The sequence below is a fragment of the Gordonia sp. CPCC 205333 genome (assembly GCF_048537885.1).
Lineage (GTDB): Bacteria > Actinomycetota > Actinomycetes > Mycobacteriales > Mycobacteriaceae > Gordonia.
In genome coordinates this window covers 759,356-784,818 of sequence record NZ_JBCLVI010000001.1, presented here as the reverse complement: position 1 = coordinate 784,818, position 25,463 = coordinate 759,356, and the positions used below count along the sequence as shown (strand labels likewise).

Below are 25,463 nucleotides of genomic sequence, written 5' to 3'. Positions count from 1 at the left end.
ATCGTAGTTTGGACAGGAGGCAGCCAGCGCAACGTCCAACGATATCAGAAAAAAGACGGGAACACCAAGCCCCGTCTCGTATCACTCTTCACCCCAGGCTGGCGACCTCGGAGGTGGTGGATGCTGACCCAACACATCGTTGGCAATAGCGTGGCCCCCCGAGCGCTCCGCGTCAAGCGCTACGCGCAGTTTTTACCGAAATTGCCTCACCTGACCGTGACTCAGAACGGTTCGATGCCGCTGATCTTCCAGTCGTCACCGTGTTTCTCCAAGGTGTAGTCAACTCGCACCGATGCGCTGTTGAGCACCTGCTGATCGAGGTTTTGACTGACCAGAATGTTCGCCAAAACCTTGGCCCGAGAGTCGTCGCCCGAGCCGGTGAGCTCGCGCACACCGATCGAATCCACCTTGCAGTCGGCGACCATTTTGGATTGCTCGATGACCTTTTTCTGCGTCGGCAAATATTCGTTGAAATTCTTCAACGCGGTGCCGACCAGTACCGCGCGGGCCTGACCGGACCAACCCTCGAAATTCTTCGAGGTCACCGCGACCGGCAAACAGACCTTGCCGCGCGCCTGGCCCATCAATTCATCGGTTGCCGACTGGTCGACGAATGCTTTGTTGTCGCCGATCTTCGCACCCGGCGTGAATGCCAGCAGCAATGCCAACAGACCGATCACGACGGCGGCTACTGCGAGCCGCACCGCCAACCGGGCATTGATGAATGACGGCACCGAAGTCGGTGTGACCCGTGTGGCCCAGCTGGTCGTCGACGTCGCGGCGTCGTCCGACGGTGTTGCCGAACGGTTCGCGTCGGCCTTGATCGTCGATACCCGCGAGACGGGACGTCGAGGCTTCCCGGTGGGTTTAGCGGCGTCAAGGTCCTCGGACTTGTCCGGCTTGCCCAATGAAACCTTTTCGGCGACAACGGTTTCCGCAGTCGACTCGGCGTCGGTGTCGGTGTCGTCGTCGGTTCCGGTCTCGTCGGCGGCTTCGGTGTCGGCTTCAGCTTCGTCGGTCGCTGGTTCGTCGACCGACACGAAGTCGTCGGCCGCCTCGACAGCCGCCGCCGATTCGATCGGCTCTGACGTCGTGGGCTTTGGCTCAGCCTGCTCTAGCTCAACCTGCTCCGGCTCAGCCTGCTCAGCCGCAAGCGGCTCGGGCGCAACCTGCGCCGGCGTGCCCTCGGCCTCCCGCTCGACGCCAGATTCGGTGGCCGGAGCCGTCGGACGCTTGCGTCCCGCGACGGTCTTACGATTCGCGGCGGTCGACGCGGATTTCTTATTGGGCCGACGTACCGCCATCAGTTACCACCCGGAGTTGTCGTAGCGGCAGGTGCCTGCCCGGTCTGATCGGTGCCGGTCTGATCGGTGCCGGTCTGATCGGTCAGTGCCAGCGAGTCCAGCGACCGAATCACGTTTGCCTTCCATACGTCGCCCTCGCCACGCAGTACTGACACCTCGAAGCCCATCAACTTGGTCACGCCGGCCTGATTGGGAATCTTCGACGTCGCGTTGACGTACACCAGCACCTTCCCGGTGCCCTCGTCGGCGTTCACTTCCACCGGCGCGCTGCGAACGAGGCGCGCTTCGAGAGACGCGGCGTTCTGGCCACCTTTTTGGAACTGCGCCGTGAGCGCGGAGATCTGATCACCGGTGACCTGCGAACGCGCATCACCGGTCAGCGACGAGTCGATCCGTTGCTGCCAATCCTTGAGATCACTAGTTTTGATGGTCAGCACATTCAGGATCGCCAGCTCGGCCGAGTCCACCGCCGCATCGCGCGCGGACTGCGCAGGCTTCTCGTTGAAGTACACGTCGTACGCGCGGTATCCGAACCCGGCCAGCGCGATGATCGCCACAATCAACGCCAATGCCGCAACCGCAAACCCGACGACGACACCCTTCGACGGCGTGCCGTCGGGACCGGGCGTCACACCAGTTCGCGTGCCGTCACCCGCCTCGGGTGTACCTTCCTCACGCCGTATCGACGTTTGCTTCTTTCGTGCTGAACTCATCGGCCGCCACTGTAGCGACCCGAGCTGACCCGGGTCGAATCGCTGACCGGCGTCGACCGCCGGCCACTGTCAAAATCGCAGGCCATCGGCCCACATGTCGATGCACCGGGCGATGCCGCCGCCCGGTGCATCATCGGATCACTCACTTAGCGTGAACACCCAACAGGAATGCCAACTGGGTCGCGAGCGGGTTGAGATTCAACTTGTCCGGATCCTTCTTAGGCTTGTTATCCCACGGCTGCGGATACGCCGGGTTGCCCAATGCCGCCCGCCGTGCGCTGCGTACGCCGGTCGGCGAACCTTGCGGCACAGTACATTCGGCCTTCGTATTGAAGGGGAAATCATCGTTGTTGATGTCGAAATTGGGGTTGTTTACCTTCATCTTCGCGATCAACGCCTTGGTACTCTCATAACCCTGCGTACATGCCGCCGGGTTATTGGTCTCCAGCACGATGCCGAAGTGGATCTGGCCGTCACCGCGCGCAGGCGAATGCGAACCGGCCGACAGCGCGGACAACATCGCGACAGCCGAGTTGGTCGCCCAGCCCGCGGGTTCGATGGTCTTGAACGTCGAACCGAGGTCGTGCACCACCTTGGTGATGTCGGCACCCTGCTTCTGCAAGAGATTCGACAATTGGGTCGATGTCGCGGTGCCGGTGGTCAGCAGCCGTCGAATGTCGGGGTCGGCAGCGGCGAGCGTCGCGGTCACCAAGTCCAGGCTGCGCGACCAGGTGAGAATCTGATCTGACTGCTCGGCCTGCGTCGCCAGTACGACGTTGGAATCCTGGATCAGCGAGATGGTATCCGGCAGACTCTCGACACCGGCCTTCGACAGGTTGCCCAACGACGTGACCAGCCGGGTGAGGTTCTCACCCTGCCCATTGAATGCCTTACCCAATTCGACGATGACGGTGTGCAAGTCTTCGACCGGCACCGACTCCGCGAAGTCGAGGGCCGAATTGACCACATCCTCCAGCGGCGGCGGGATCGACGATTTGGTGATCACCGATCCGTCGTAAAGATAAGGCCCCGACGCCGACGTCGGTTGCAGGTCGACGAATTGCTCACCGATCGCCGAACGGTTGGAGATCACCGCGACGGCCGACGCCGGAACGTCGGGTCCGCGCTTGTTGAGCCGCATCACCACGTTGACGCCACTTTTGGTCAGATCGAGCTTCGACACCCGGCCGACTGGCACACCCTGATAGGTGACCTCGGCGTTGGTGAAGATGCCACCGGATGACTCGGGCAATTGCGCGGTCACGGTGTACTCGCTCAACCCGGTGAGGCGATCGACCTTCGCGTATTTGCCAGCCACGTAGACGAGGGTGATGACGCCGATGATCACGAACACGATCAGCTGGATCTTCACCAGGCGAGTGAGAATCATCGACGCGCCCCGATCATCGCGAACGGACCGTCGAGATAGGTCTGACCGGGGATCGGCGGCGGCAGTAGCGAGTACTGCTGCTTACGCTTGGCTGCCGGGTAACGCCCGCCCGACGGTGGCGTATTCGGCCCCAGCCGAGAGTTCGGCGCCGGCGGCAGCAAACTGATCGTCGGCCAGCCCCATCGGGCGCCGCTGCCCTTGTAATACGGATTATTCGGATCGACCGGAATGTTCTTGGCCTTCGGCGGCGAATAGATCGGGTTGCCCTGCCCGACGCCGAGCGCCTCGAGCTGGTTGAGCAACCGCAAATCCAGCGTCATAAACAGGTTGACCGAGTCGCCGTGCGCCGCAGGGGTCAACCAGTCCGGGAACGGCACCGTCAGCATCAGCGGGGCCGCGGTGATCAGATCAGGTGTGGCCTTGGCTAACGACGACAGAACCGGGCGCAGCGCCTTGAGATCGGCGATGATCGCTTCACGCGACTTGCCGAGCACGTCCACGCCGACCTGACCGAGTTTGTCGAGCTTGGTAAGCAAATCGACGAACTGCGGCCGCTGCTCTTCCAGGACGGCTACCGCACCGGGCAACTGTTCAAGAATGCGACTGATCTGCGCCTTCTGATTGGCCGCGCGGCCCGACAATTTATCGAGACCGTCGATGGCCGAGATGATGTCGTCGCGCTGCTTGTTCAGATTGGCGATCAGCTGATCGGCGTTGCCGATCAGCGATTTGAGACTGTTCTTACCCTTGTCGTCGCCGCCATAGGAGTTGGTATGTCCCATCGCCTTGTTGAGTTCGCGGACAATGGGTTCGAGCTGATTGAGGCCACCGCCGTTGAGCAGCATCGACAGCGCGCCGAGCACCTGTTCGATGTCGGTCGCGGTACGGGTTCGCGGTTGCCCCTTGTCGTCGAGCCCGCTGATCGGCACCGACTCGTCCTGACGCGGCGCACTGGCCGATCCGTCCGGCTCACTCAGTCCGACGAATTTCTCACCGAGCAATGCGGTCTGCTGAATCGCCGCATGCGACTGATTCGACAGGTCGACATTGTTGCGGACCTCGATCTTGACTACGGCCTGCCACTGATCCTTGGGGATCGAGATGTCGACGATGCGGCCGACGGTCACGCCATCACGTTTGACCGTGGACTGCGGAACCAGGTCAAGCACATCGTCGAATTTGATCAGGTAGGTCCGCGGATTCGACCCGGTGTCGACGCCGCCGGGCAGCGGCACCGACTGGATGCCACCACAGCCGGTGGCAACCGTCGCGACGACCGTCAACGCGCCAACGAGGGCGACTAGGCGAGCACGTAAGCGCATCAGTTTCCACCTCGCTGCGAGGGCTTCTTGGTCGTCGACGACGGTGTCTTCGTCGTCGAGGCCGACGGCTTCTTGGTAGCCCCCGGTCCGACCTGTGCATTCGGGTCCGGGTTGGAACCGCGAGTGCCGGGCACCGGATAACGCTGTGTCTTGTCGTTGCTCATGATGCCGAAAGGCAGTACCGGAAGCAGCGGCTGGAGCACACCCTTGTTGATCTGCTGCCCGATCGCCTCACATTGCGAGATCAGTGGCCGCAGGGTGTTGCTGAACTGGGTGAATGCGGGGTTACCCGGCATTAGCTTGCCCAGGTCGAGCAGGCGGCACTGAGCGCCGATCAGATCCTGCAGGTCCGTCAGCGTCAATCGCATAGCCAATGTGCCCGACTCCGCGTCATACGCGTTGATCAGGTTGTTGATAGTCACCGGCAGCACCGTGAAGATTTCCTTCAGGTGTTCCTTGTTGTCAGCAAGCGCCTTGGTGGTCGGCTGCAGCGAACGCACCGTATCCCCCAACGCCTGCTGGTTGTCTTCGACGAATCCGGCGACATCACCCAGCGCGATCGACAATTTGTTCAGCGACAGTCCCAGTTGCTGACGCTCACCGGCGAGGAAGGAGGTGAACGACGCCATCTGCGAGTTGAACTGACGAACCTGAGTGTCGTTGGCGCGCAACGCACCTACGAAGACATTCAGATTCTTGATGGTGTCGACCAGATTGCCGCGTGAATCACTCAGCGTGGTCGATGCCTTCGACAGATTGGTGATGGCCTCGCCGAGCTGCGCGCCGTTGCCCTTGAGGTTGTCGGCGCCGGTTTTGACGACATCGCTCAACGCACCCTGCTTATTCACACCGTTGGGGCCGAGCGATTGGGACAGCTTCTGCAGATTCGCGTACAGATCGTCCACCTCGACCGGGACCATCGTCTGATCCTTGGTGAGGGTGATGTCGCGACCTGCCTGTTCACCGCCCGAGTAGGCGGGTGCCAGTTGCACGAACCGGTCGGCGACGATCGACGGCACGACTTCCAGCGCGCGCACGTCGGTCGGCAGTTTCACGCCGCGGTCGACGGTCATCTTCACCCGCACGACGTCACCGTCGGGGGTGACCTCGTCAACCTCGCCGACTTTCACGCCGAGCACCCGCACGTCGGAGCCGGCGTAGATGCCGACGGCCCGCTTGAAGGTGGCATTGATCTTCGTCGTGCCGATGCCGCTGAACAGCCACCACAGGACCGAAGCCACGACGAGCGCGACGATCAGTCCGATTACCAGAACCACGATATGCCGCGGAGTGAACCAGCGGCCTGGACCTTGGGTTTGGGTCAGGTCGGGAGTACTCATCATCCGGCCGCCGTTCCACCGTTGTTTTGCTGCTGCGCGCCGGACTTGTTCATATTCGGCGGACGTGTCGTGTTCTGCTGCGGCAACGCGGGGGGCAGCAGGTTGGTGACCGCGGATTCGAACCAGCGGCCATTTCCGAGCACGTTCGCATAAATCCGATAGAACGGCGCCATATACTGAATTGTCTTGCGCAGGTTGGCATTCTGCTTGGTCAGCAGTGCCCCGACCTGTTGAACTGATTGCAGCGCCGGGCCAATCTGCTCCTGGTTGTCCTTGACGATCCCGGACAGCGCCGTACTCAGCGTCGTCGTCGACGACAGCAGTGCGGAGATCGACTTCTGCCGGTTATTCAGTTCGTCGAGCAACTGGCCCGCGCCGGCGATCAACCGGGTGAACTCCTCGTTGCGATCGGCGAGGATCTTCGAGGTCTTCTTGGTCGCGCTGAGCAGTTTCTGGACTTCCTGGTCACGACTGGCGATCGTCTGCGACAACCGGCTGATGCCCTTGAGCGACGGGCCGATATCACCGGCGGTGCCGGAGAAGGCCTCCGACAGCGTGGTCAGCGACTTCGCCACCTGATCAGTGTTGAGTTCTTCGATCTGATCGGAGGCGTCGGAGAACGCGTCGATCACGTCGTAGGGCGAGATGGTGTCGGTGATCGCGTCATCGGGATCGAGCGGCGTGGAACCGCGCGGCGTTAGCCCAAGGTATTTCTGGCCGAGAACCGTCTTGATCTGAATCGACGCCTGAGTCTGATTACCGATCCAGGTATTCGAGACGCGGAATTTCACGTCGACGCGATCGCCGTTGAGGCTCACGCTTTCCACGTTGCCGACCTTGATGCCCGCTACGCGGACTTCGTTACCCGACTTGAGTCCGGCCGCCTCGGTGAATTTCGCCGTGTAGCGCGCGCCGGCTCCGATAAGCGGAAGCTGCGTCAGATAGAACGATGACAGCGCGACCATCAGCAGGATCATGATGCCCATGGCGCCGATGCTGACCGGGCTGCGCCGACCGCCGAAACGTCGGCTCTTATGCTGCTGATTCACCGGAGCGGTTGCCGGCTCCGCTGTTGTCTGTGCACCCTGTGTCGGTCCCGCAGCGTTCGAGGGAATCTCGATCGGCTGGGTCGCGTCGTCGGGCGAAGGTGTGTTGTCGCTCATCTTCACCCTCCCGGTCGGTCGTTGTTACGCCAGCAGCGCGTCGCGGCACTGGTGTAGAGGACATGGTTGATATCGGGCAGCGGGATCAACGGCTGCGTAAGCAGCGTCGATTTACCATTACCCGCGACGACGTCGACGCCGCAGAGATAGAACTGGAACCACGAACCGAATGTCGCTGCGCGGCCGATTCTTTCGAGTTTGACCGGCAAGTTCGTCAGAATCGCCTCGACGTCCTTGTCGCGTGCGGTGATCTGATCGGAGAGTGATTTCAGTCCGGCGATATCACCCTGGATCGCGGGCCGCGTCTTGGACAGGATGTCACCGGTCACCGAGGTCAGCTTCGACACCGAGGTGATTGCCGAGCCGACCGAACCACGTTGCGCGGCAAGGCCGGTCACCAATTTCTCGGTATTGGTGAGCAGATCGGTGAACTGTTGGTCGTGGGTGTTGACCGTGTCGAGGACCGTGGTCAGGTTCGTGATCAGATCGCCGATCACCTTGTCCTTGTCGGCCAGTGCGTTCGTCAGCTCGGAGGTGTTGGAGACCAACGAACTGATCGAACCGCTTTCGCCCTGGAAAACCTGAATGATCAAGTCCGCCAACTTGTTTACGTCCGACGGCTGAAGCTGCCGGAACAGTGGCTTGAATCCGTTGAAGAGTTCGGTGAGGTTCACCGCCGGATGTGTGTCATTCTCCCCCGGCAGCGCGCCAAAGGTATATCCGGGAGCGAGGGACTTCGTCGAGTTGCCGGCTCCCTTGTCCAGGGCGAGGTAACGCAGGCCGGTCAAGTTCCGGTAGCGGATGTAGACCTGAGTGCCTTCGGGCAGATTGTTACGGTCGATGCTGAATGACACCATCGCGCGATTGCGGTCGTATACCGCGACGTCGTTGACTTGTCCGACGCGCACACCCGCGATGCGGACGTCGTCGCCCGGATTGAGCATCTGCGCTTCGGAGAAGACAGCTTTGTAGTCGTTGTCGCCGCCGGCACCGGAGTTGGCGATCGTAAGTGCCAGGGCACTCGTCGCCAACACGGTGATCACCGCGAAGGTGATCAGCTTGAACAACGGCCAGAATAGGGACTTCATTTGATGGTGACCTGCGCTCCCTGCAGTGCCGTGCCGCCGATCAGCGTCACCCAGGCGGGGACCTTGCCGGGCTCGACACCGGCAGCGCCGCCGTAGATCACCTGAAGCTGGGCACGGTAAGTGGGGTCATCGAATGGGTTGGTGGCCTTGATATTTCCGGCCGGGGTCGCCGAGAACTGAGCCCGCGGCATACCCGGAATATTGCGCGGTCCGGGATTGCGCGACGGCGGCTGATACGAGCCGTCGGCCAGACCGCCACCCGGATACTGCGGGAACGGGCGACCGTTGGTCGGCGGCTTGTAGCAGGTCGGGCCACGATTGACCTCGAAGTTGCGTGGCTCATCCTGGTTCGGCAAGTACCGACCACGCGGATTGACGAACTGAAGTCCAACTCGGACACCGGGATTGGGGGTACCTTCACCGACGATCTTGCGCGACTCCGGAATCAAGTCGGCGAAGTTCTTGAAGGTGCAGCCGAATACCGGCGACTGGTTAGCCAAACCCCACAGGTAGTCCTTCGACCCGATGAACAGGTTGATCAGATCAACCCGGTTGGTCCGCAGGAATGCGGTGGTGTCGGTGGCCGCGACGCCGAGCGTCGCGATCAGCGTCCGCAGGTCGTCCTGCCGCTCAACCAGCGTGTTGCCGGTGATGCGCAGATTGTCCAGACCGTCGATAACGTCGGGCAACGCCTCGGAGTAGGTCTGCGAGAAGCTCGCCAACCCACGCAAGGTGCCCTGCAGTTCATCGGTGTTGTCGTTGATCCTGGAGAAGATCTGGCTGAGCTCTTCGAACGTCGTGCCGAGCTGTTCCCCGCGTCCGGACAGTGCTTGCGACAGCGACGTCAGCGTGACATTGAGGTCCTGCGGCGGAATCGCCTTGAGCAGCGGCAGCAGGCGATCGAACAGATCCTGCACTTCCTTGGCATTGCCGCTGGCATCGGTCTGGATGATAGAGCCGCCGGTCAGCGCGGGCGTCGATGACGCGTCCTGCGGAACCTGCAAGGCCACATAGCGCTCGCCGAACAGCGTCTTGGGCAGGACTCGCGCCGTGGTGTTCGCCGGCAGTAGCGAGATCTTGTCCGGGCTGATGGCCAGTACCACCTCGACGTTGCCGTCGTCGCTCTGCTTGATCTCTTTCACCGTGCCGACGACCATGCCGCGCGCCTTGACGTCGGCGTTCGGGGAGAGCGAATTACCCGCCGAGTCGGTCTTGAGGGTCACATCGTCGGTGGTGGTGAAGGCACCTTGGAACTTCATGATCGTCCCGCCCAGGAACAGCGCGATGACCAGGAAGAACGCAAGGCCCAGAAGTCTGCGTCGAATTATCGCCATAGATCAGCCCGCCACCCGAACCGTCGTCGAAGTTCCCCAGATAGCGAGACCGAGGAAGAAGTCGAGTACCGCGATCAGCACCAGCGCTGTTCGCACCGCGTGACCGACTGCCACGCCAACGCCGGCCGGGCCGCCGGAGGCGTAGTAACCGTAGTAGCAGTGGACGAGGATGATGACGAAGGCAAATATCAGGACCTTGCCGAAGGACCATAAGACGTCCTCGGGCGGTAGGAACAGGTTGAAGTAGTGGTCGTAAGAGCCGCTGGATTGACCGTTGAAGACCGTATTAATGGTCCTCGACGCCAGATAGGCGGCGAGCAGGCCCAGGACGTACAGCGGGATGACGGCGACGAAACCGGCGATCACGCGAGTGGTGACCAGATACGGCACCGACGGCACAGCCATGACTTCCAGCGCGTCGATCTCCTCGGAGATCCGCATCGCGCCGAGCTGCGCGGTGAAACCGCAACCAACCGTCGCTGACAGCGATAGGCCGGCGACCAGCGGTGCGACCTCGCGGGTGTTCACATAGGCCGAGAGGAATCCGGTCAATGCTTGCGAACCGAGCTGGTCGAGCGCCGCATAACCCTGCAGGCCGACGACAACGCCGGTGAAGCCCGACATCAGCACCATCACGCCGACGGTTCCGCCGATCACGGCTAGACCGCCCGAACCGAATGCCACCTCTGCCAGAAGTCGCAGGACTTCGCGGTAGTAGTGGGTGATGGTGCGGGGGATCCACAGCAGCGCCCGTCCGTAGAAGGACATCTGCTCGCCGGCGCCGTCGAGCACCTTGAGTGGTTTGCCGAGCTGCTTTTTCGCCTCGTATCCGATGTATTCGGACCGAGACTTCGCGATTGTCGCGCCTCCGGTCATGAAGTCTACGATCCCTTCGCCGGGACGATCTGCAGGTAGACCGCGGTGATGATCAGGTTTGCGAAAAACAGCAACAGGAAGGTGATGACAACGCTCTGGTTGACCGCGTCACCGACTCCCTTGGGGCCGCCACGGGGGTGAAGGCCTTTATAGGCTGCCACGATGCCGGCGATCACACCGAAGATGGCTGCCTTCAACGTCGAAATATAGAGGTCGGGCAGCTGGGCGAGCGAACCAAATGAAGCGAGGTAGGCGCCCGGCGTTCCGCCTTGCACCACCACGTTGAAGAAGTAACCACCACCGATGCCGACGACGGCGACCAGGCCGTTGAGCAGGATGGCGACGAGCACCATGGCCAACACGCGTGGCACGACTAAACGCTGGATCGGGTTGATACCGAGTACTTCCATCGCGTCGATCTCTTCACGAATGGTTCGTGAACCGAGGTCGGCCGCGACCGCCGAACCGGCGGCACCGGCTACCAGCAACGACGTCACCAGCGGTGAACCCTGCTGGATGACGACGAGCACGCTGGCCGCGCCGGTGTAGGACTCGGCACCGATCTGCTTGATCAGTGAGCCGGTCTGCAAAGACACGATCGCCCCGAAGGGGATCGCGATGAGTGCGGTCGGCAGGATGGTCACACTTGCGATGAACCATGCCTGCTGAATGAACTCACGCCACTGAAATGGGCGCACCGCAGACTGACGTACGACATCGACGAACAACTGAACAATGTTGCCGGTTTGCTCAAGCGCTCCGCTGCCCGCTTTAGCTACCTTGTCGATGCCACGCGTGGTGGCACTGGTCATCCTGCAGAACCCCTAGTGTCCTTGGTGGTGGAGATTGGCTGAGTCGGTGAATCACCCGCGGCCGGAGTGATCCAAGTTTCGGTCGGCGCATCCGACGGCGCGACGGCCTGCTGGCCGACGCCCGCGTGTGCGGGTTGTTGCGCGGGTGCGCTCTCGACGGCGTTGCCGGTCACCGTCATCGCTGGGACGTCGAAGCCACCGTATTCGGCGTAGCCGTTGCGTGACGCTTCGACTGCGGCGACCGTCGTCGTGGAAGCGATGCCTTCGGCGACGTCGGCCTCGTCTTGCGCGAAGTTGCCTCGGATGGCTTCCTGCGCGTTATGCGGCAAGGTGTGCAGGATGTGCTCGACGTTGCGGCGGTGACGTACCGCGGCATGTCGAACCGGCATTCCCGGGTTGGGCTGAACCTGCGCGATGATCTCGGAGAAGTCGTCCTGGGTACCGCCACCGGAGATACCGGCTGCCTGCATCTCTGCCTCGGCCTTGGCGACGGCTTCGTCCTTTTCTTCGGACATGCCGATCGGGCCGAAGCGGTCGCCGGCCAGGAACTGCTTGACGACGGGCTGCTCGGAGGTCAGCAGGACCTCACGCGGACCGAACATGACCAGTTCCTTACGGAAGAGCATGCCGATATTGTCCGGGATGGTACGAGCGATGTTGATGTTGTGCGTCACGATGAGGATCGTCGCGTCGATGGTCGCGTTGATATCGATCAGCAACTGGGAGATGTAGGCGGTACGGACCGGGTCCAAACCGGAGTCGGGCTCGTCGCAGAGGATGATCTGTGGGTCCAGCACCAGCGCACGGGCCAAGCCGGCACGCTTACGCATACCACCGGAGATCTCACCGGGGAGTTTGTCCTCGGCACCAAGCAGACCGACCATCTCAACCTTCTCCATCACGATGCGACGGATCTCGGTTTCCTTCTTCTTCGTGTGCTCACGAAGCGGGAAGGCGATGTTGTCGTAGAGGCTCATCGAACCGAACAGTGCACCGTCCTGGAACAGCACACCGAACAGCTTGCGGATCTCATAGAGTTCCTTGGCCGAACACTGGGTGATGTCGGTACCGTCGATGAAGACCGATCCCTGTTCGGGATGCAGCAGACCGATCAGGGTCTTCAAGAACACCGACTTACCGGTACCCGACGGACCCAGCAGGGCATTCACCTCACCTGCTGGCATTGTCAGAGAGACATCCCGCCAAATGTTCTGTGACCCGAACGATTTTGTTAGCCCGGTAACGCTGACCTCAACACCCACTGCTTTTCCTCCAGACGATCTTCCCCGGGACCATTGTCCTGAGTGTGGTGCACTTGTTATGCATGAACCATTGTGGTTGGAGTCACTCTAGCCCACTGGCGCACCTCGCCAATACTTAAGTTCGGTAAAGTCCGCGACCACCGCCGGGGTGACGTTACTCGCGGGTAGCACCTTAACGAGGCCTAAGACTAACCCATGTCCGGCCTGCGGCCAAGCTCACAGTGACAAATGTGAACTTTTGCCTAAGACCAAGACTCAAAACCACTCGTGACCTGCTAGTTCCCAGGAAAACACTACGCCCCGAGTGAATCAGATCTGATTCGCTCGGGGCGCAGATTGCGGGCAGTCCCGCAAAGAAGTTCTTACGAACTCAGTCTTACTTGAGCGAGACCTTGGCGCCGGCCTCTTCGAGCTTGGCCTTGGCAGCCTCGGCGGCGTCCTTGTCGACCTTCTCCAGGAGTGCCTTGGGAGCACCCTCGACGAGATCCTTGGCTTCCTTGAGGCCCAGACCAGCGACGACCTCGCGGACGACCTTGATGACCTGGATCTTCTTGTCGCCAGCCGACTCGAGCACGACGTCGAACTCGTCCTGCTCAGCAGCGGCCTCGGCACCGGCAGCCGGAGCACCGGCAGCGGCGACGGCAACCGGAGCGGCTGCGGTGACCTCGAAGACCTCTTCGAACTTCTTCACGAAATCGCTGAGCTCCAGCAGAGTCAGTTCTTTGAACTGATCGATGAGCTCGTCAGCGGTGAGCTTCGCCATGGTGGCGTCCTTCCGTTAGTGCCCCAACAGGGCTGTGGTGATTCCCCTTGTTGGGGAGTCATCCCCACGCGGAGCGGGGATGTGGGTTTGGGTGGCAGATGACTAGGTGAGGATTTACTCCTCGCCCGCAGCCGCCTTCTTGTCCTGCAGAGCCGCGGCGAGACGCGCGACCTGCGATGCGGGCTGATTGAACAGCCCTGCGGCCTTTGCCAAGTTGCCCTTCATGGCACCGGCGAGCTTGGCCAGCAGAACCTCTCGGGTCTCCAGGTCGGCGATCTGCTCGATCTCGGCGATGGACAGCGCGCGGCCGTCCATATAACCGCCCTTGATGACCAGAGCCTTGTTCTCCTTGGCGAAGTTCTTGATCGCCTTGGCAGCCACCACCGGCTCACCTTCGATGAAGGCAATCGCGGTCGGGCCAGTGAACAGCTCGTCGAGTCCCTCCACGCCCGCTTCGGCAGCGGCACGTTTGGTGAGGGTGTTCTTGGCGACGGAGTAGGTTGCGCCCTCGCCGAGGGACCGGCGCAGCTCGCTGATCTGGGTAACGGACAGACCACGGTATTCCGTGACGACTGCTGCCGTGGATCCCTTGAACTGCTCGGTGATCTCCGCGACTGCGGTGACTTTTTCGGACTTGGCCATACTTCGCCTCCTCTCATATCTCGAAGTGAGTGGTCCGCCAGATTTCCGCCGGCGTCGAAGAGGAAGCGAAATGCAAAACGCCCCATGCACAGGAGGCACGGGGCGTAGGCGATGAATTCATCGCAGATCCTCGTTCATCCTGCGTGGGTCGTCGGCATTGCCGAACCTTCGTACAGATCGTGAGATCTGTTGACCAACGGTCTTTGGTGAACCCGCAGCGGCACGCGGATGCATGACGCAGCAAGGAGATAGGCTACCGGACCATGCCGAACGTATCCAAATCGTCGTCACCAACGCCGTCGGAGCAGACCGCGAACGAGCGGGCCGCACTCGCCCAGGAGTCGATCGTCGACCGCAATCTGGCGCGAGCGTTCGGGCTTCCGTTGACCCGGATCAGCCGAATCGCCTGGCCGATGCCCACGTATCGGCAGCGTAAGGGCATGTGGCATTACTGGTGGCAGGCGCATCTGACTGACCTATTGATTGACGCCGAGTTGCACCGCCCCTCCCCCGATGGTGCGCTCACCGTCAATCGCATGTTGCGTGGCATCAGGATCCGCAACCTCGGGCGCTGGACCAATAACTACTACGACGATATGGCCTGGCTCGGACTCGCCGCCGAACGTGCCGACCGACATTTCCACCTCGGCCGCGAGGGCGCGGTTCGCGTATTGACCGACCGCATGCTGTCGTCGTGGATACCTCAGCGTGGTGGCGGAATCCCCTGGCGCACAATGGATCTATTCTTCAACGCGCCAGCGAATGGCCCGGCCGCGATCCTGGTGGCACGCACCGGACATACCGAGCGCACCATTGCCATGTGCGATTGGCTCGATGCCAACCTCATCGACCCGACGACGCATTTGGTCATCGACGGAATCAAGCCGGCTGCTCAATCCGGTTCGGACACTTCGAAATTCGAGCGCGTGACGGCCATCTACAGTTATTGCCAGGGCGTCGTGCTGGGCGCCGAAGTGGAGGCGTATCGGCTGACCGGCGAGGCGCGGCACGTCGAGCGGATCGCCCGACTACTCGACGCCATCGAACAACATCATCTGCGCGACGGGATCATTCCGTCGTCGGGCGGCGGGGATGGCGGGCTGTTCAGCGGAGTCTTCGCCAGGTACTTAGCGCTGGTCGCGACCGACCTGCGCGGTGATCACGCGGATATTCCCGCGCTGCGCGAGCGGGCGGCTGCGATTGTGCGTGTCAATGCCGATGCCGCGTGGGCCAACCGGACTGTCGACGCGTCGGGGCGTATCTTCTTCGGCCCGGACTGGGCCAAGCCCGCGCAGGTGCCGACCACTGGTGGCGGCGACGCCGAATTCATCGAGGGCGCGGTGCATTCATCGAAGATTCCCGAGCGGGATCTGTCGGTGCAGCTCAGTGGCTGGATGGTGCTGGAAGCGGCGGCCGCGGTTGAGTTGGGGCGGGCGGAGGTTGGGGGTTAGTCGGGCCAGCAGCGCGGTAAAGCTTGGCTTCATGTTCGGTGACCGGTAGCTAATGCCCCCCCAGCGGCTTCTCGCCCGACGTCGGGCGTCGGTCGCCTCCTGCGCGTCTTGTGCACGATCAGTTCAGCTCGAAGGATCTCGTCGGTCAATGCGCTCCTTGACTCCTCGAGGTGGGCGGTGGGCTCGTAGTGTGCAGCCAGGCGGCAACAGTCTTGCGAGGCACATCTTCCGACTCAAACTCGACGCCCAGCCTGTTCAGAACGATCGACAGGGTTCGTGGCGGGCCGGAAGGTTCACTCAAGAATGGGCGGTTGTCAACGAAACGACTCATAGAGGCGTCGCTCCCAGAAGGACGGTCGACATGTGGCCTGATCGATCAACGCAGACGATGCGCTGGTGCGTACCGTTGTTGCAGCGTTCCTGACACAGCAGGCTATCCATCGGCCTCAATTCCGAATCAGCCGGAACCAGCTCGGATTGGCCCTTCTGATCGGCCTCGCCAGACCGTCCGTATTGGCAGCCTCGCTCGCCGCGAGTCGCCACCCGGTGAACACCTTCTCGAGTCGGGTAAGTCGGTCACGTCACCCACCACGAATTCGACATCAACTCCCGCATCGCGCGCCTTCCTCCGCCCTTGGTCGATGGCCGGCCGCACCACATCCAGGCCGGTGGCGCGCCAACCTCAATGCCATTTCAATGCTGTGATCTCCTGTGCCGCAACCGATATCGAGAGCTCGGGGAAAAGACGTTCGGCTCGTTTCCTCATCGAGGAACGCTGCGAGTTGCCTACGGAAGCCCGACTGCGGGCCAGCGTCCTCCCACGGCGTCACTCCTAGCTTGTAGGCCAAGCCGTAAATGCGATTCACCACGCACACCCTTTCTCGACGTCCGACAGTCATAGCCAGCTACATGCGCAGGTACGCAGGTATCGGTTCAACATACGACACGCCGTCAACACACCATCGGAGTCAACAACCTCATCAGTCCCACGCTCGCAAGCACCCAGCAAGCACCCAGCTAGCAGTGCCAGACACCACCAACCAACCCAACATCCCCTACGTCACCTGACTGACGCCCGCAACATCACCGCAGCCCACATAGTCATTTGTCCAACTGTCCAAAGCTGCAGCTAGTGCCAATATCGCCGATTCTCGTTGGCGGATCAACACCAAAATGCGACCCCCTAGTTAGCGGACCTTTATGAGCCCTGGGGTAGATTTCGCTACAAGCAGTCGAGTGACGCATGCCACAGCCATTCTTCAGGGGACTGAATAGGCTTCGCCAAACTCGATCCGACACAACGAGGTGATGATCCGATGACGTATCAACTCGATACGCCCGGCCGACGCGCGACCGCGCGTAAGGCTCGTCGCGCGTCTGCCCAATCCAGCCCGCGCGGCGCCATTCAGGCGCTCCCCCTCGGCGATCCGACCGGCGGGGCCAACGCCCGCGACTGGCGCAAGCTGGTCGACGGCAAGCAGCGGTATCCACGCGTCAACATCGACCGTTCCGCCATCATCACCATGAGCGACGGCATCCGCCTGCGCGCGACAGTGGTCCGCCCGGCCAATCGGTTTGGTCAGGCGATCACCACGCCTTACCCGGTGATCGTCAACATCAATCCATACAACCGGGCGGTCATCGGCGGCATCGACAAAACACTGCACGCACCAGTCATCGGTCACGCGATCAGTTCGGCGTCGGCGGCGATCGACGGCACCGGCACCGCACTCGAAGGTCTCACCCAGCTCACCCGCACGGTCGCCGGCGGCGCCCTCGATGTCTTCGGCATCAACCGCAATCTCGTGCGCAGCGGCTACGCACAGGTCATCGTCGATGTTCGCGGCACCGGCGCGTCCCAGGGCAAATGGCAGATCCTCGGCACTCGTGAGCAACAGGACTCGGTCGAGGTCATCGACTGGGCCGCGACGCAGGCCTGGTCGAATGGCAAAGTCGGCCTGGCCGGCTGGTCATACTCGGCGATCAACTCGCTGCAAGCCGCCGACAAACGCCCCCCGGCACTCGGCGCGGTCTTCGCCATCGAGGGCTGCGACGACATCGTCCGCGACATCTACATCACCGGCGGCATGCCGTCCGCCTTCATCCCGGTCTGGCTCTCCGCGGTCAACCTGCTCAAGTGGGTGCCCAACCCCGCGACGCCGGTCCGCGACCTCGTCCGCGGCGACACCGCCCGCTGGCTACGTGATCGCATCAAGTCCCCGGCCACCGAACTACCTTCGCTCGCTTGGGGATTCCTCACCGCGCGCGATGACCGCATCTTCGACGATCCGTATTTCGACGAACGCGACCCCAAAGTCGACCAGATTGACGTCCCGACGTTCACCGTCGGCGCGTGGCATGACCTGTTCGGACACAGCGCGACCAACGTCTACAACCGGCTCAAAGTCGCTCCCGGACGCAAACAGGTGATCGTCGGCGACGGCTATCACCTCGACGTAGGTTCAGGCTTCGACGGCAAGTTCGCCCCGCCGCGCCTCGACGTCCTCGAACGCGCCTGGTTTGACCGCTGGCTCAAAGACACCGAGAACGGCGTCGAGCACTACGGCCCGGTGACGATGATGCAACAGGGCGGTTCATGGACGTCGGGCGAGAGTTTCCCCCGACCGGGCGTCAGCACCCAGCAGGTGTTCTTGACGTCGACGACATCCGCGTCGGCGCCGCACAGCCACTTCGATGGCTCATTGGATTCCAATGCGACGCAACGTTTCTCGTCGCACAGTGTTCGCCCCAACCGGCATAGCATCGCCTCCCGCGACACATCGCAGGTCACCGCCGGAGCTACCATCGCCCTCGGCAAATCCTTCAGTGTCGACGCTCGCGCGCAGGAGCGCGGCGGCCTGAGTTTCAGCACCGCGCCACTGACCGATTCGGTTTCCATTAGCGGCTCGATGAACCTGCACCTCAATGTCGAGACCAGCGGTCACGAGGGGATCTGGGCGGTCACGGTCAACGACGTCGCCCCCGATGGCTGTTCGACCGTGTTGACCAACGGCGCACTCACCGTCTCCAACCGTGCGATTGACGAGACGCAGTCGACCTACGACGACAACGGCGTACTCATCGCGGCTCACCATTATTTGACGCGGGAAGCCAAACTTCCGGTCCCCGCCGATCGGCCCGTCGAGATCGACGTCGACCTGGTACCAACCGATGCCATCATCGAAGCTGGCCACCGGTTGAGAGTCGACGTCTATGCCGCGAGTGTCCCGCGATATCTGACGGTCATCCCCGATCTGGTCAAAGCACGCGGGCGCCATCAGCGCCTGGTCCTCGATCCCGATCAACCGAGCTACCTGACGCTGCTGGCGAGCGCTCCGCTGACGTAGTCGCTGACTACGCCGTGTCGGCGACTGTCGGCGCCGGGACCACGCTGGGCACCACATTCGGCTGCGTGGCCTTGGCGACCGCAGCCTCTTCGCGAGTGGTCTTCGCGTTGAAGCCCAAGTAGAACAGGTAGACCAGCAGTCCGATATAGCCGAACAGGCGGGTGCGCGCCGAGAGCAACGCGGTACCGATCAGAGTCTCCAGCGTGCCGTTCACGGTCACGAAACGCTCAGTCTGCTCGGGAAACGCGACTCGCGTCAGTGGCACGAACAGTTTCGGCGCCGCGAAATGCAGTAGTCCGGTACCCGCGAGGCCGGCTCCACCGATACGGGTCCAGCCTTCGATTCCGCGCGATGACTCTGATTCCGGCGCCTCGACGACTACCGGCGGCTCAGCGGCCGGCACGGGAGTGTTGCGGCGGCGGACGGACAATAAGGACATATCTCAAGCCTTTCGTCGGTGACATGGCGCACGCGGCGCCCAGGTTAACTCCACACTAGCCATGCGAACGCAAACCATGACAGGCAAACGCCACAGTCGTCGCCACCCGCGTGTCGAAGTCGACCGACGCCGTCGGCCGAACCACCGTGGCGGTGATCGACGTATACAGCACCGCCAGTAAGGCTTCGGCGAGGAAATCCGCTTCGACGTCGGCGCGCAGATAGCCATCGGCGACACCCGATCGCACATATGCCTCGCATAGCCACAGCAACTGTTCCCACAGCTCGAGCAGCGCGTTCAGCGCACGGTCGTCGACGCCTGGCGCCTCCAGGATGATGAATTCGAGGGCGGTACGATGCTTGGCCGCGTAGCTGCCCAGTCGTCGTACGATGGCGGCCAGTCCGATCTGAAATTCGACGGCGGTACGTGGCCGGGGTCGCTGGAACTCGATCAGCGCCATAAGATTTCGCGTCTCACGGGCGATCAGTTGATCGACCACTTCGCGCCGGTTGTCGAAATAATTGTAGAAGGTTCCGTGACTCACTCCGGCGCGTTCGGCGATCGCCGACGCTCCCGTCTCCCGATAACTCTGCGCCGCATAACATTCCAGCGCCGCGTCGAGAATCTCCGACCGACGTGACACCGGTCGAGTTGACGCTTCCACCGCCCGGGCCGTTCCGGAATCGGCAAGTCGCCTCGACAGTCGCGCGAGGACCACGGCCGTGACTCGCTCGTCTGGATTGAGCATCCCTTGCAGCGCAATCGATTTCATCGACCGAACATATCCGCGCCGATGCCTGGGCGTTGTCGTTCCTCTGGTGGTGACAACCGCACCGGGCACGCCAAGCCCGACGATCAGCCGGGCGAACAGGTCACGCTCAGCCTTCGACCTGGGTCGGGCCGCACCGATGGTGACCCGTCCGAGCGAGGCCGAAATCTGCGCGTTGATCAATGCGTTGATCCGCAGCACCCGTTCTTGCAACCCCTTGTCGACGGCACTTGCTTGTACCGCAAGCAGTTTGACGAGAGCGCGATCCGATTCGATCAGATCGTAGAGTCGTCCGCCGACAATACTCGCCTGGTCGATGATGTCCAGGTCCGTGGAATCGACAGATGGCTGCGCGGGAAGCAGGGCTGCCACCACCTGTCGGGTCACCGCTTCAAAGACGTCGTCGAGTAGTTCCCGCTTACTTCCGACATATCGATAAATGGTGGCCGAGCCAATCCCGGCCACCCGGGCGATCTCTGCCATCGACGCTTCTTCATAACCCACCGATGACATGACTTCGATTGCGGCAGTCACGATCTCCTCGCGTCGGCGGTCCCACAATCCCTGAACCGGCGGCCGGCCGCGGCCGCGTGGCAGCTCGGTATGACTCCCCGACACCTGCGTCACAGTTCTGCGACCACCTCTCCGAAAGTTAGTCCCCTCACCCCAATTGCAGTGGGAAGAATACCGAATAGACCAGAGTCATCACCAGATTCACGCCTATGATCGCCACCGTCGACACCACCACCGTCGCATTCACGCCGTCGGCTACGCCACGGGGGCCGCCACGCGCTTCCAGTCCCCGCTGACAGCCGATCACCGCGATCATAAACCCGAACACCACAGCTTTGATCATCGCGAGCCAGATGTCGCGGAGCGAGGCGAACGCACCGAACGACTGCCAGTAACTGCCCGGACCGACGCCTTGCAGCGTAATCGCCAGATAGAACGCTGCGATCACCCCGACGCCGATAATGAACAGAGCGAGTAGAGGTGCCACGATCACTGACGCGATAATGCGCGGCACCACCAGACGCTGTACCGGGTCGATCCCCATCGTCCGCATCGCGTCGATTTCCTCCCGTACCGTCCGCGCACCCAGGTCGGCCGCGATCGCCGACGCTCCGGCGCCGCCGAGCAACATCCCCGATGCCAGCGGCGCGGCCTGCTGGATCACCGCGAAACCGCTGCCGGCTCCGAGAAGTGATTGGGCGCCAAGCTGATTGATCACATTGCCGATCTGGATCGTCACGATGACACCGAACGGGATCGCCATCAGGAAGGCGGGCAGCGCGGTGACGCTCACCATGTACCAAGCCTGCACCACCGTCTCTTTGACTTTCAGTCGACCACGGAGAACATCGATGACCATTTGCGCGACGGCGGTGACGGCGAGCGAAAAGGTACGACCGAGGGTCCGCACCGGTCCCACAGCGTTGTCCCGCAGGTTAGTCAGCAGGATTTCCCGGTTGTTCAGCGCTCCCGCCGCGACAGTGGTCATCGGTTAACCCCCGGCGGGCGGGGTGGTCGGCGACGACGTCGCGCTCGGCACCGGATTTGCTTGGTTGCCACCGGGATTGGCGTTGGGGTTGATATTTCCGATCGCCGATGTCGGGTCACCGACCGATGTGATGGTCCAGTCGCGGCCCTTGTCGAGAGTCAATGCGTAGACAGCGGTCGTAGACCCGCCGTTCGGAGTCTGGACAGTTTTCGTGTTCACATTCACCACGGCCTGCACCCGATACATATTCCCGTTCACCGCAACGGTTTTGGCCACCACCAGATCGGCGGTGGTCTGCATTCGCAGCGGGGTGAGTACCTGCTCCATCGCCTGTCCGATCACGTCATACTGTTTGCGCAGATCGTCGCTCACGCCCTTTTTCATATTCGCGATCCACGGCGTGAGGTCGCGGTAGTCGAGAGTCGCGGCGGTCACCGCATACTGTCCGGCGATCTTCTCCGCATTGGCGCGACCGGCGATATCCGCCCGCATGGCGTCCAAGTCATCACGTGCGGAAAAGTCGCGAACCATGAAGATCACCAATGCGGCGACCAGGGCCGCGACGATCGCGGTGCCAACCACGCCGGCAACCAACCCACTCAACGAAACCGTAAGCTGGCGTCTGGCTTTCACCAGCTCAGTCTTCGCGGCGGGCGACTCAGCAGTATCCGCTTGGACCTCGACGGTGGCGTTGTCCGCAGCCTCGTCGATGTCAGCCTCGTCCTGTGCAGTCGGCTTGTCGAGATCAATCATGTGCTTCCCTTCCATAGGTTCGCGGGTGCGGCAACCGGAGGCCGCGTCACCGAAATACTTGGGCGCCAGGCTAGTTGGGCGCCGAGGGTCTGATCACGAATCGCGCGCTGTCGCCCGACCCCATCATCTGCAATGCGCGCGAGAGCAATTCGCTGACGTCAATCATCGGCAGAGTCTCGTTGAGAGCTGTCGCTATTGGCATCATCGGGCCGATGGCGTCGACAACATTCGGGATGACGTCGGTGAGGTACCCGTTGAGCTTCACCAGGAACGGGTCGATGACCTCACTGAATTTCTGGTGGAGATCGGATTTGGCGAAGGTGGATTCCAGCGCGTGAAGCGTGCCGAGATAGCGCACGAAAATGGTGTCCACCGCGCTGCCAAACCCGGGTAGCGCGTCCACCAGCCATTCGATATCGCCGGTGTAGATCTGGGTATTGGCGAACATCGACCTCAGTTGCGCTGACCGAGACATCAAGACGCCGGCGATAAGTCGGCTGCCGTCACTGATCCGGCCCATCGCGTCGTCCGTACCGGCAAGTGCCTGCGAGACCGTCTTCAATACTCCAGAAAGGGGATCGGCGGCAGTGACACTCGACAGGTCGGAAATCATCTCGAAAATGCCGGGAATCGACTCCGGTTCGGCAATCCGGTCAGCCGAGATCACCGCACCATCGGAGAGGAACGGGCCCTTCGATGTCTTCGGCACAAAATTCACATACGGCTCGCCCAGCGCTGACTGCATGCCAACCTCCACTGAGGTATCGGCCGGAATCTGTTGACTACTTGGGTATTTCATCGTCAACCGGGCACCCGTTGGTTCCAGCTCGACGGCCGACACCTCTCCGACGTTCATCCCGTTGACGAATACCCCGGTACCGACCGCTACCAAGTCGGTGTCGGTCATCGACATCGTCACCGAGTGGTATCGGGTTCCCGGCCGCCATTCGTAGACATTGACCGCCAGGTATACGCCACCCAGAATGATCACCACGGCGAACACCGCGACGTTGACCGAGAACTCACGCGCGACCCGCGACTTCATCGAACCATCCCCATCGTCCGGAAAACCTTGACCAACCGATCGGCCAACTCGCGATCGGTAACCCCTCCCTCAATCGCGACACTACGCACATTCACCGCGGGAATATTCTTCAGGAACGGAATCACCTTGTTGGTCAACAGATCCACCAGCCGTGTCGCATTGGAGTCTTGTCCCGCGTACTGCGGCCAGCCGGGAACGAGATACGGAATGACAACGCTGTCGATCATCCGGGTCAACGACTTCAACAGGGGAATCGCCGGGACCATCGGCCGCATGCTGCGCGATAACCCAACTACCAGATCACCGAGCAGGCGTGGATCGGTGAGTCCCTTGACCTGGGTCATTCCCGGCGGGCTGAGGGCGAAACTCAACGTCGACGAGTAATTCGCCAAAGTCGCTGTCATCTCGGTGAGCTGCTGCAAGGTGCCGTTGAGGTCGCCGATATTGTCGCCCCAGGCGGTGAGCGTTTCCGCGAAAGTTGCAGTGAGCCTTCGCACTACGGCTGGATCGTCGGGGAACTGTCCATTGACCTTGGCGAATGAGCTGCCGAGTTCGGGTAGCGCGCCGCCGCCAAGGAAATTGGACAGGCTGACGAATAGATCTTCGATCTGCACCGGCGCCTTGACCTGCTGGGGACCGAGTGTCGCATCCGACGCGAGGGGCTGGGAGTAGGCATCGGACGGGTTGGCCAACGACACATAAGTGTCCCCCAGCAGGGTGTCCTGCCTAAGCTCGGCAACGGCTTTCGCGCCGACTACCACTCCGCGATTGATGGTGAGGGTCGCGACGGCCGCGTCGTGATCGGGCCGGATCGCCGACACCACACCGGCATCGATGCCATCGACCATTACCTTCGATTGGTTCGGCAGGTTCATCACCGTCCCAAATCGGATATGCATCGTCCAGCCGTCCCGCATACCCGCCGCGGTCGGTAGCCGCTCGGGCGAGAAGGCCGCCGAACATCCGGTCAGACTCACTACGGCGATGACCCCGATCAACATCTGCGTCAGTCGATTTCGCAGCGCGATCATCGTGCCACCCCCGTCAGCAATAGCGCGAGTCGCAATGCGTCGACCTCGAGATGACCGGGGTCGATGACATGGCATTGTCCGGGGAAGATCCGGTTGACATTGGCACAGGTCAATGACGGATTCTTTGCGGGGACACGAGTTTTCGGCGGTGTGTACGAGATCCGCACCCCGAGGGATTGCTGATCGAAGGAGATGTTGAAGGCCCGGATCAGCACTGGCACGATGCCGAGCAGATCGCCAAAGTTGCGCATACCTGCGCCGACCAACCTGGCTATGGGTACCACGACGTCGAGTGCGGGCCACGCGAAATGTTGGTAGCGCGAAAGTACGTCGGCTGCGACGTTGACGGTCTCTGGCAACGCGAGCACGACCCGACTGATGTTGTCCAACAGCGGGATTCCGACCGACGATACAAAGGTGGGGTTGATCGATTCGACGAATTCACGCATCAACGGCAGGTTGCCGGCCAGGCCTTTCGTCAATCCGCTGGTGTTGTCGATGACGGTTGCCAGGTCGGCAAGTGCGCCGTTGATCGGGGTACGGCCGGGCACTGCCAACTGTTTGATGATCGAGTTAAGCAATGGCCCGGTGCCGGCCAGCTCGGTATTCACGGTGCGGATGCTGCCGAAGACCTTGACCATCTGTTCCACGCCGCCACCGGTGGTCAGTTGTTGCCCTAGTTTCGATACGCTCTCCAGCGCCTTACTGATCGATACGGGAGTGCTGGTGTTGTCGCGGGCGATGCAGGCCCCGTCTGCGAGCGACGGCCCGCCAGCGTCACCGTCGAGTAGCGCCAATTGACGAACCGCGATAATCGACGGGGATACCGTCGCGGCCTTGATATTCGCCGGAATACGTTGGCCGTCTTGAACAGTGAAGGTGATCACCGCGTGATCACCGACCGACTCGACTTTGGTCACCTCACCGATCGACACGCCTCGTTTGGTCACCGGATTGCCCACGAACATGCCGACGGCGTCGCTCATCTCGGCACAATAGGTGGTCGCGGACCGAGTCAGCTTGCCGCCGAAGGTACCGACGGCAACAGCCCCGATTGCCAGTACTAGCACTGCGCCGGTGACCAGCCACTTGGAGCCGAGAATTCTGCTCAACATCGC

Annotated in this window: 22 protein-coding genes; 2 read left to right on the top strand and 20 right to left on the bottom strand. The window is 61.9% G+C overall.

What is annotated here, in order from left to right; genetic code table 11:
• Positions 1-221 precede the first annotated feature (221 nt).
• From AAFP29_RS03765 to rplJ, 13 genes are all read right to left on the bottom strand, one after another.
• Positions 222-1,304, bottom strand: coding sequence for a hypothetical protein (locus AAFP29_RS03765; RefSeq protein ID WP_419215962.1), 1,083 nt, complete (start codon positions 1,302-1,304; stop codon positions 222-224).
• Positions 1,304-2,017, bottom strand: coding sequence for a hypothetical protein (locus tag AAFP29_RS03760; RefSeq protein ID WP_419215961.1), 714 nt, complete (start codon positions 2,015-2,017; stop codon positions 1,304-1,306). The genes AAFP29_RS03765 and AAFP29_RS03760 overlap by 1 nt, the downstream gene beginning before the upstream one ends.
• Positions 2,018-2,159: 142 nt before the next feature.
• Positions 2,160-3,404 carry an MlaD family protein gene (locus AAFP29_RS03755; RefSeq protein WP_419216333.1) on the bottom strand — a complete coding sequence of 415 codons (1,245 nt, stop codon included), beginning with the start codon at positions 3,402-3,404 and terminating at the stop codon, positions 2,160-2,162.
• Positions 3,404-4,729 (bottom strand): MCE family protein, encoded by a 1,326-nt coding sequence (locus tag AAFP29_RS03750; protein ID WP_419215960.1) that lies wholly within the window; start codon positions 4,727-4,729, stop codon positions 3,404-3,406. The genes AAFP29_RS03755 and AAFP29_RS03750 overlap by 1 nt, the downstream gene beginning before the upstream one ends.
• Positions 4,729-6,069, bottom strand: a complete 1,341-nt coding sequence (locus AAFP29_RS03745; protein ID WP_419215959.1) for an MCE family protein — start codon at positions 6,067-6,069, stop codon at positions 4,729-4,731. The genes AAFP29_RS03750 and AAFP29_RS03745 overlap by 1 nt, the downstream gene beginning before the upstream one ends.
• Positions 6,069-7,232 carry an MlaD family protein gene (locus AAFP29_RS03740; protein ID WP_419215958.1) on the bottom strand — a complete coding sequence of 388 codons (1,164 nt, stop codon included), beginning with the start codon at positions 7,230-7,232 and terminating at the stop codon, positions 6,069-6,071. The genes AAFP29_RS03745 and AAFP29_RS03740 overlap by 1 nt, the downstream gene beginning before the upstream one ends.
• 2 nt (positions 7,233-7,234) lie before the next feature.
• Entirely contained in the window at positions 7,235-8,320 is a 1,086-nt protein-coding gene (locus AAFP29_RS03735; RefSeq protein ID WP_419215957.1) for an MCE family protein, read from the bottom strand.
• Complete coding sequence (locus AAFP29_RS03730; protein ID WP_419215956.1) at positions 8,317-9,654, bottom strand: MCE family protein; 1,338 nt, start codon at positions 9,652-9,654, stop codon at positions 8,317-8,319. The genes AAFP29_RS03735 and AAFP29_RS03730 overlap by 4 nt, the downstream gene beginning before the upstream one ends.
• A 3-nt stretch (positions 9,655-9,657) precedes the next feature.
• On the bottom strand, positions 9,658-10,530 hold the full coding sequence (locus AAFP29_RS03725) for an MlaE family ABC transporter permease (protein ID WP_419215955.1): 873 nt from the start codon (positions 10,528-10,530) through the stop codon (positions 9,658-9,660).
• A gap of 5 nt (positions 10,531-10,535) precedes the next feature.
• A complete protein-coding gene (locus tag AAFP29_RS03720) occupies positions 10,536-11,342 on the bottom strand; it encodes an MlaE family ABC transporter permease (RefSeq protein WP_419215954.1) in 807 nt (268 codons plus the stop codon).
• Positions 11,339-12,604 (bottom strand): ABC transporter ATP-binding protein, encoded by a 1,266-nt coding sequence (locus AAFP29_RS03715; RefSeq protein ID WP_419215953.1) that lies wholly within the window; start codon positions 12,602-12,604, stop codon positions 11,339-11,341. Before AAFP29_RS03715 ends, AAFP29_RS03720 begins: the two co-directional genes overlap by 4 nt.
• 376 nt (positions 12,605-12,980) lie before the next feature.
• Positions 12,981-13,367: a 50S ribosomal protein L7/L12 gene (gene rplL / locus AAFP29_RS03710; RefSeq protein WP_419215952.1), complete on the bottom strand. Its 387-nt coding sequence runs from the start codon at positions 13,365-13,367 to the stop codon at positions 12,981-12,983.
• A 114-nt stretch (positions 13,368-13,481) separates the two neighbouring features.
• Positions 13,482-14,009, bottom strand: coding sequence for a 50S ribosomal protein L10 (rplJ, locus tag AAFP29_RS03705; protein WP_419215951.1), 528 nt, complete (start codon positions 14,007-14,009; stop codon positions 13,482-13,484).
• A 263-nt stretch (positions 14,010-14,272) separates the two neighbouring features.
• Here rplJ and AAFP29_RS03700 point away from each other — a divergent pair, with 263 nt between their 5' ends.
• Both AAFP29_RS03700 and AAFP29_RS03695 read left to right on the top strand, forming a co-directional pair.
• On the top strand, positions 14,273-15,460 hold the full coding sequence (locus AAFP29_RS03700; RefSeq protein WP_419215950.1) for a glycoside hydrolase family 76 protein: 1,188 nt from the start codon (positions 14,273-14,275) through the stop codon (positions 15,458-15,460).
• Between the two features lie 1,316 nt (positions 15,461-16,776).
• Entirely contained in the window at positions 16,777-18,807 is a 2,031-nt protein-coding gene (locus tag AAFP29_RS03695; RefSeq protein WP_419215949.1) for a CocE/NonD family hydrolase, read from the top strand.
• Between the two features lie 7 nt (positions 18,808-18,814).
• Here the strand turns inward: AAFP29_RS03695 and AAFP29_RS03690 are convergent, their stop codons facing one another.
• The 7 genes from AAFP29_RS03690 to AAFP29_RS03660 form a co-directional block, all read right to left on the bottom strand.
• Positions 18,815-19,246, bottom strand: a complete 432-nt coding sequence (locus AAFP29_RS03690) for a hypothetical protein (protein WP_419215948.1) — start codon at positions 19,244-19,246, stop codon at positions 18,815-18,817.
• 55 nt (positions 19,247-19,301) lie between these two features.
• Positions 19,302-20,642: a TetR/AcrR family transcriptional regulator gene (locus AAFP29_RS03685; protein WP_419215947.1), complete on the bottom strand. Its 1,341-nt coding sequence runs from the start codon at positions 20,640-20,642 to the stop codon at positions 19,302-19,304.
• Positions 20,643-20,676: 34 nt separating this feature from the next.
• Positions 20,677-21,516, bottom strand: coding sequence for an MlaE family ABC transporter permease (locus AAFP29_RS03680; protein WP_419215946.1), 840 nt, complete (start codon positions 21,514-21,516; stop codon positions 20,677-20,679).
• A 3-nt stretch (positions 21,517-21,519) separates the two neighbouring features.
• Entirely contained in the window at positions 21,520-22,269 is a 750-nt protein-coding gene (locus AAFP29_RS03675) for a hypothetical protein (protein ID WP_419215945.1), read from the bottom strand.
• Between the two features lie 70 nt (positions 22,270-22,339).
• Positions 22,340-23,314 carry an MlaD family protein gene (locus tag AAFP29_RS03670; RefSeq protein ID WP_419215944.1) on the bottom strand — a complete coding sequence of 325 codons (975 nt, stop codon included), beginning with the start codon at positions 23,312-23,314 and terminating at the stop codon, positions 22,340-22,342.
• Positions 23,311-24,345, bottom strand: a complete 1,035-nt coding sequence (locus AAFP29_RS03665) for an MlaD family protein (RefSeq protein ID WP_419215943.1) — start codon at positions 24,343-24,345, stop codon at positions 23,311-23,313. The genes AAFP29_RS03670 and AAFP29_RS03665 overlap by 4 nt, the downstream gene beginning before the upstream one ends.
• Positions 24,342-25,460: an MlaD family protein gene (locus AAFP29_RS03660; protein ID WP_419215942.1), complete on the bottom strand. Its 1,119-nt coding sequence runs from the start codon at positions 25,458-25,460 to the stop codon at positions 24,342-24,344. Before AAFP29_RS03660 ends, AAFP29_RS03665 begins: the two co-directional genes overlap by 4 nt.
• Positions 25,461-25,463: the final 3 nt, after the last annotated feature.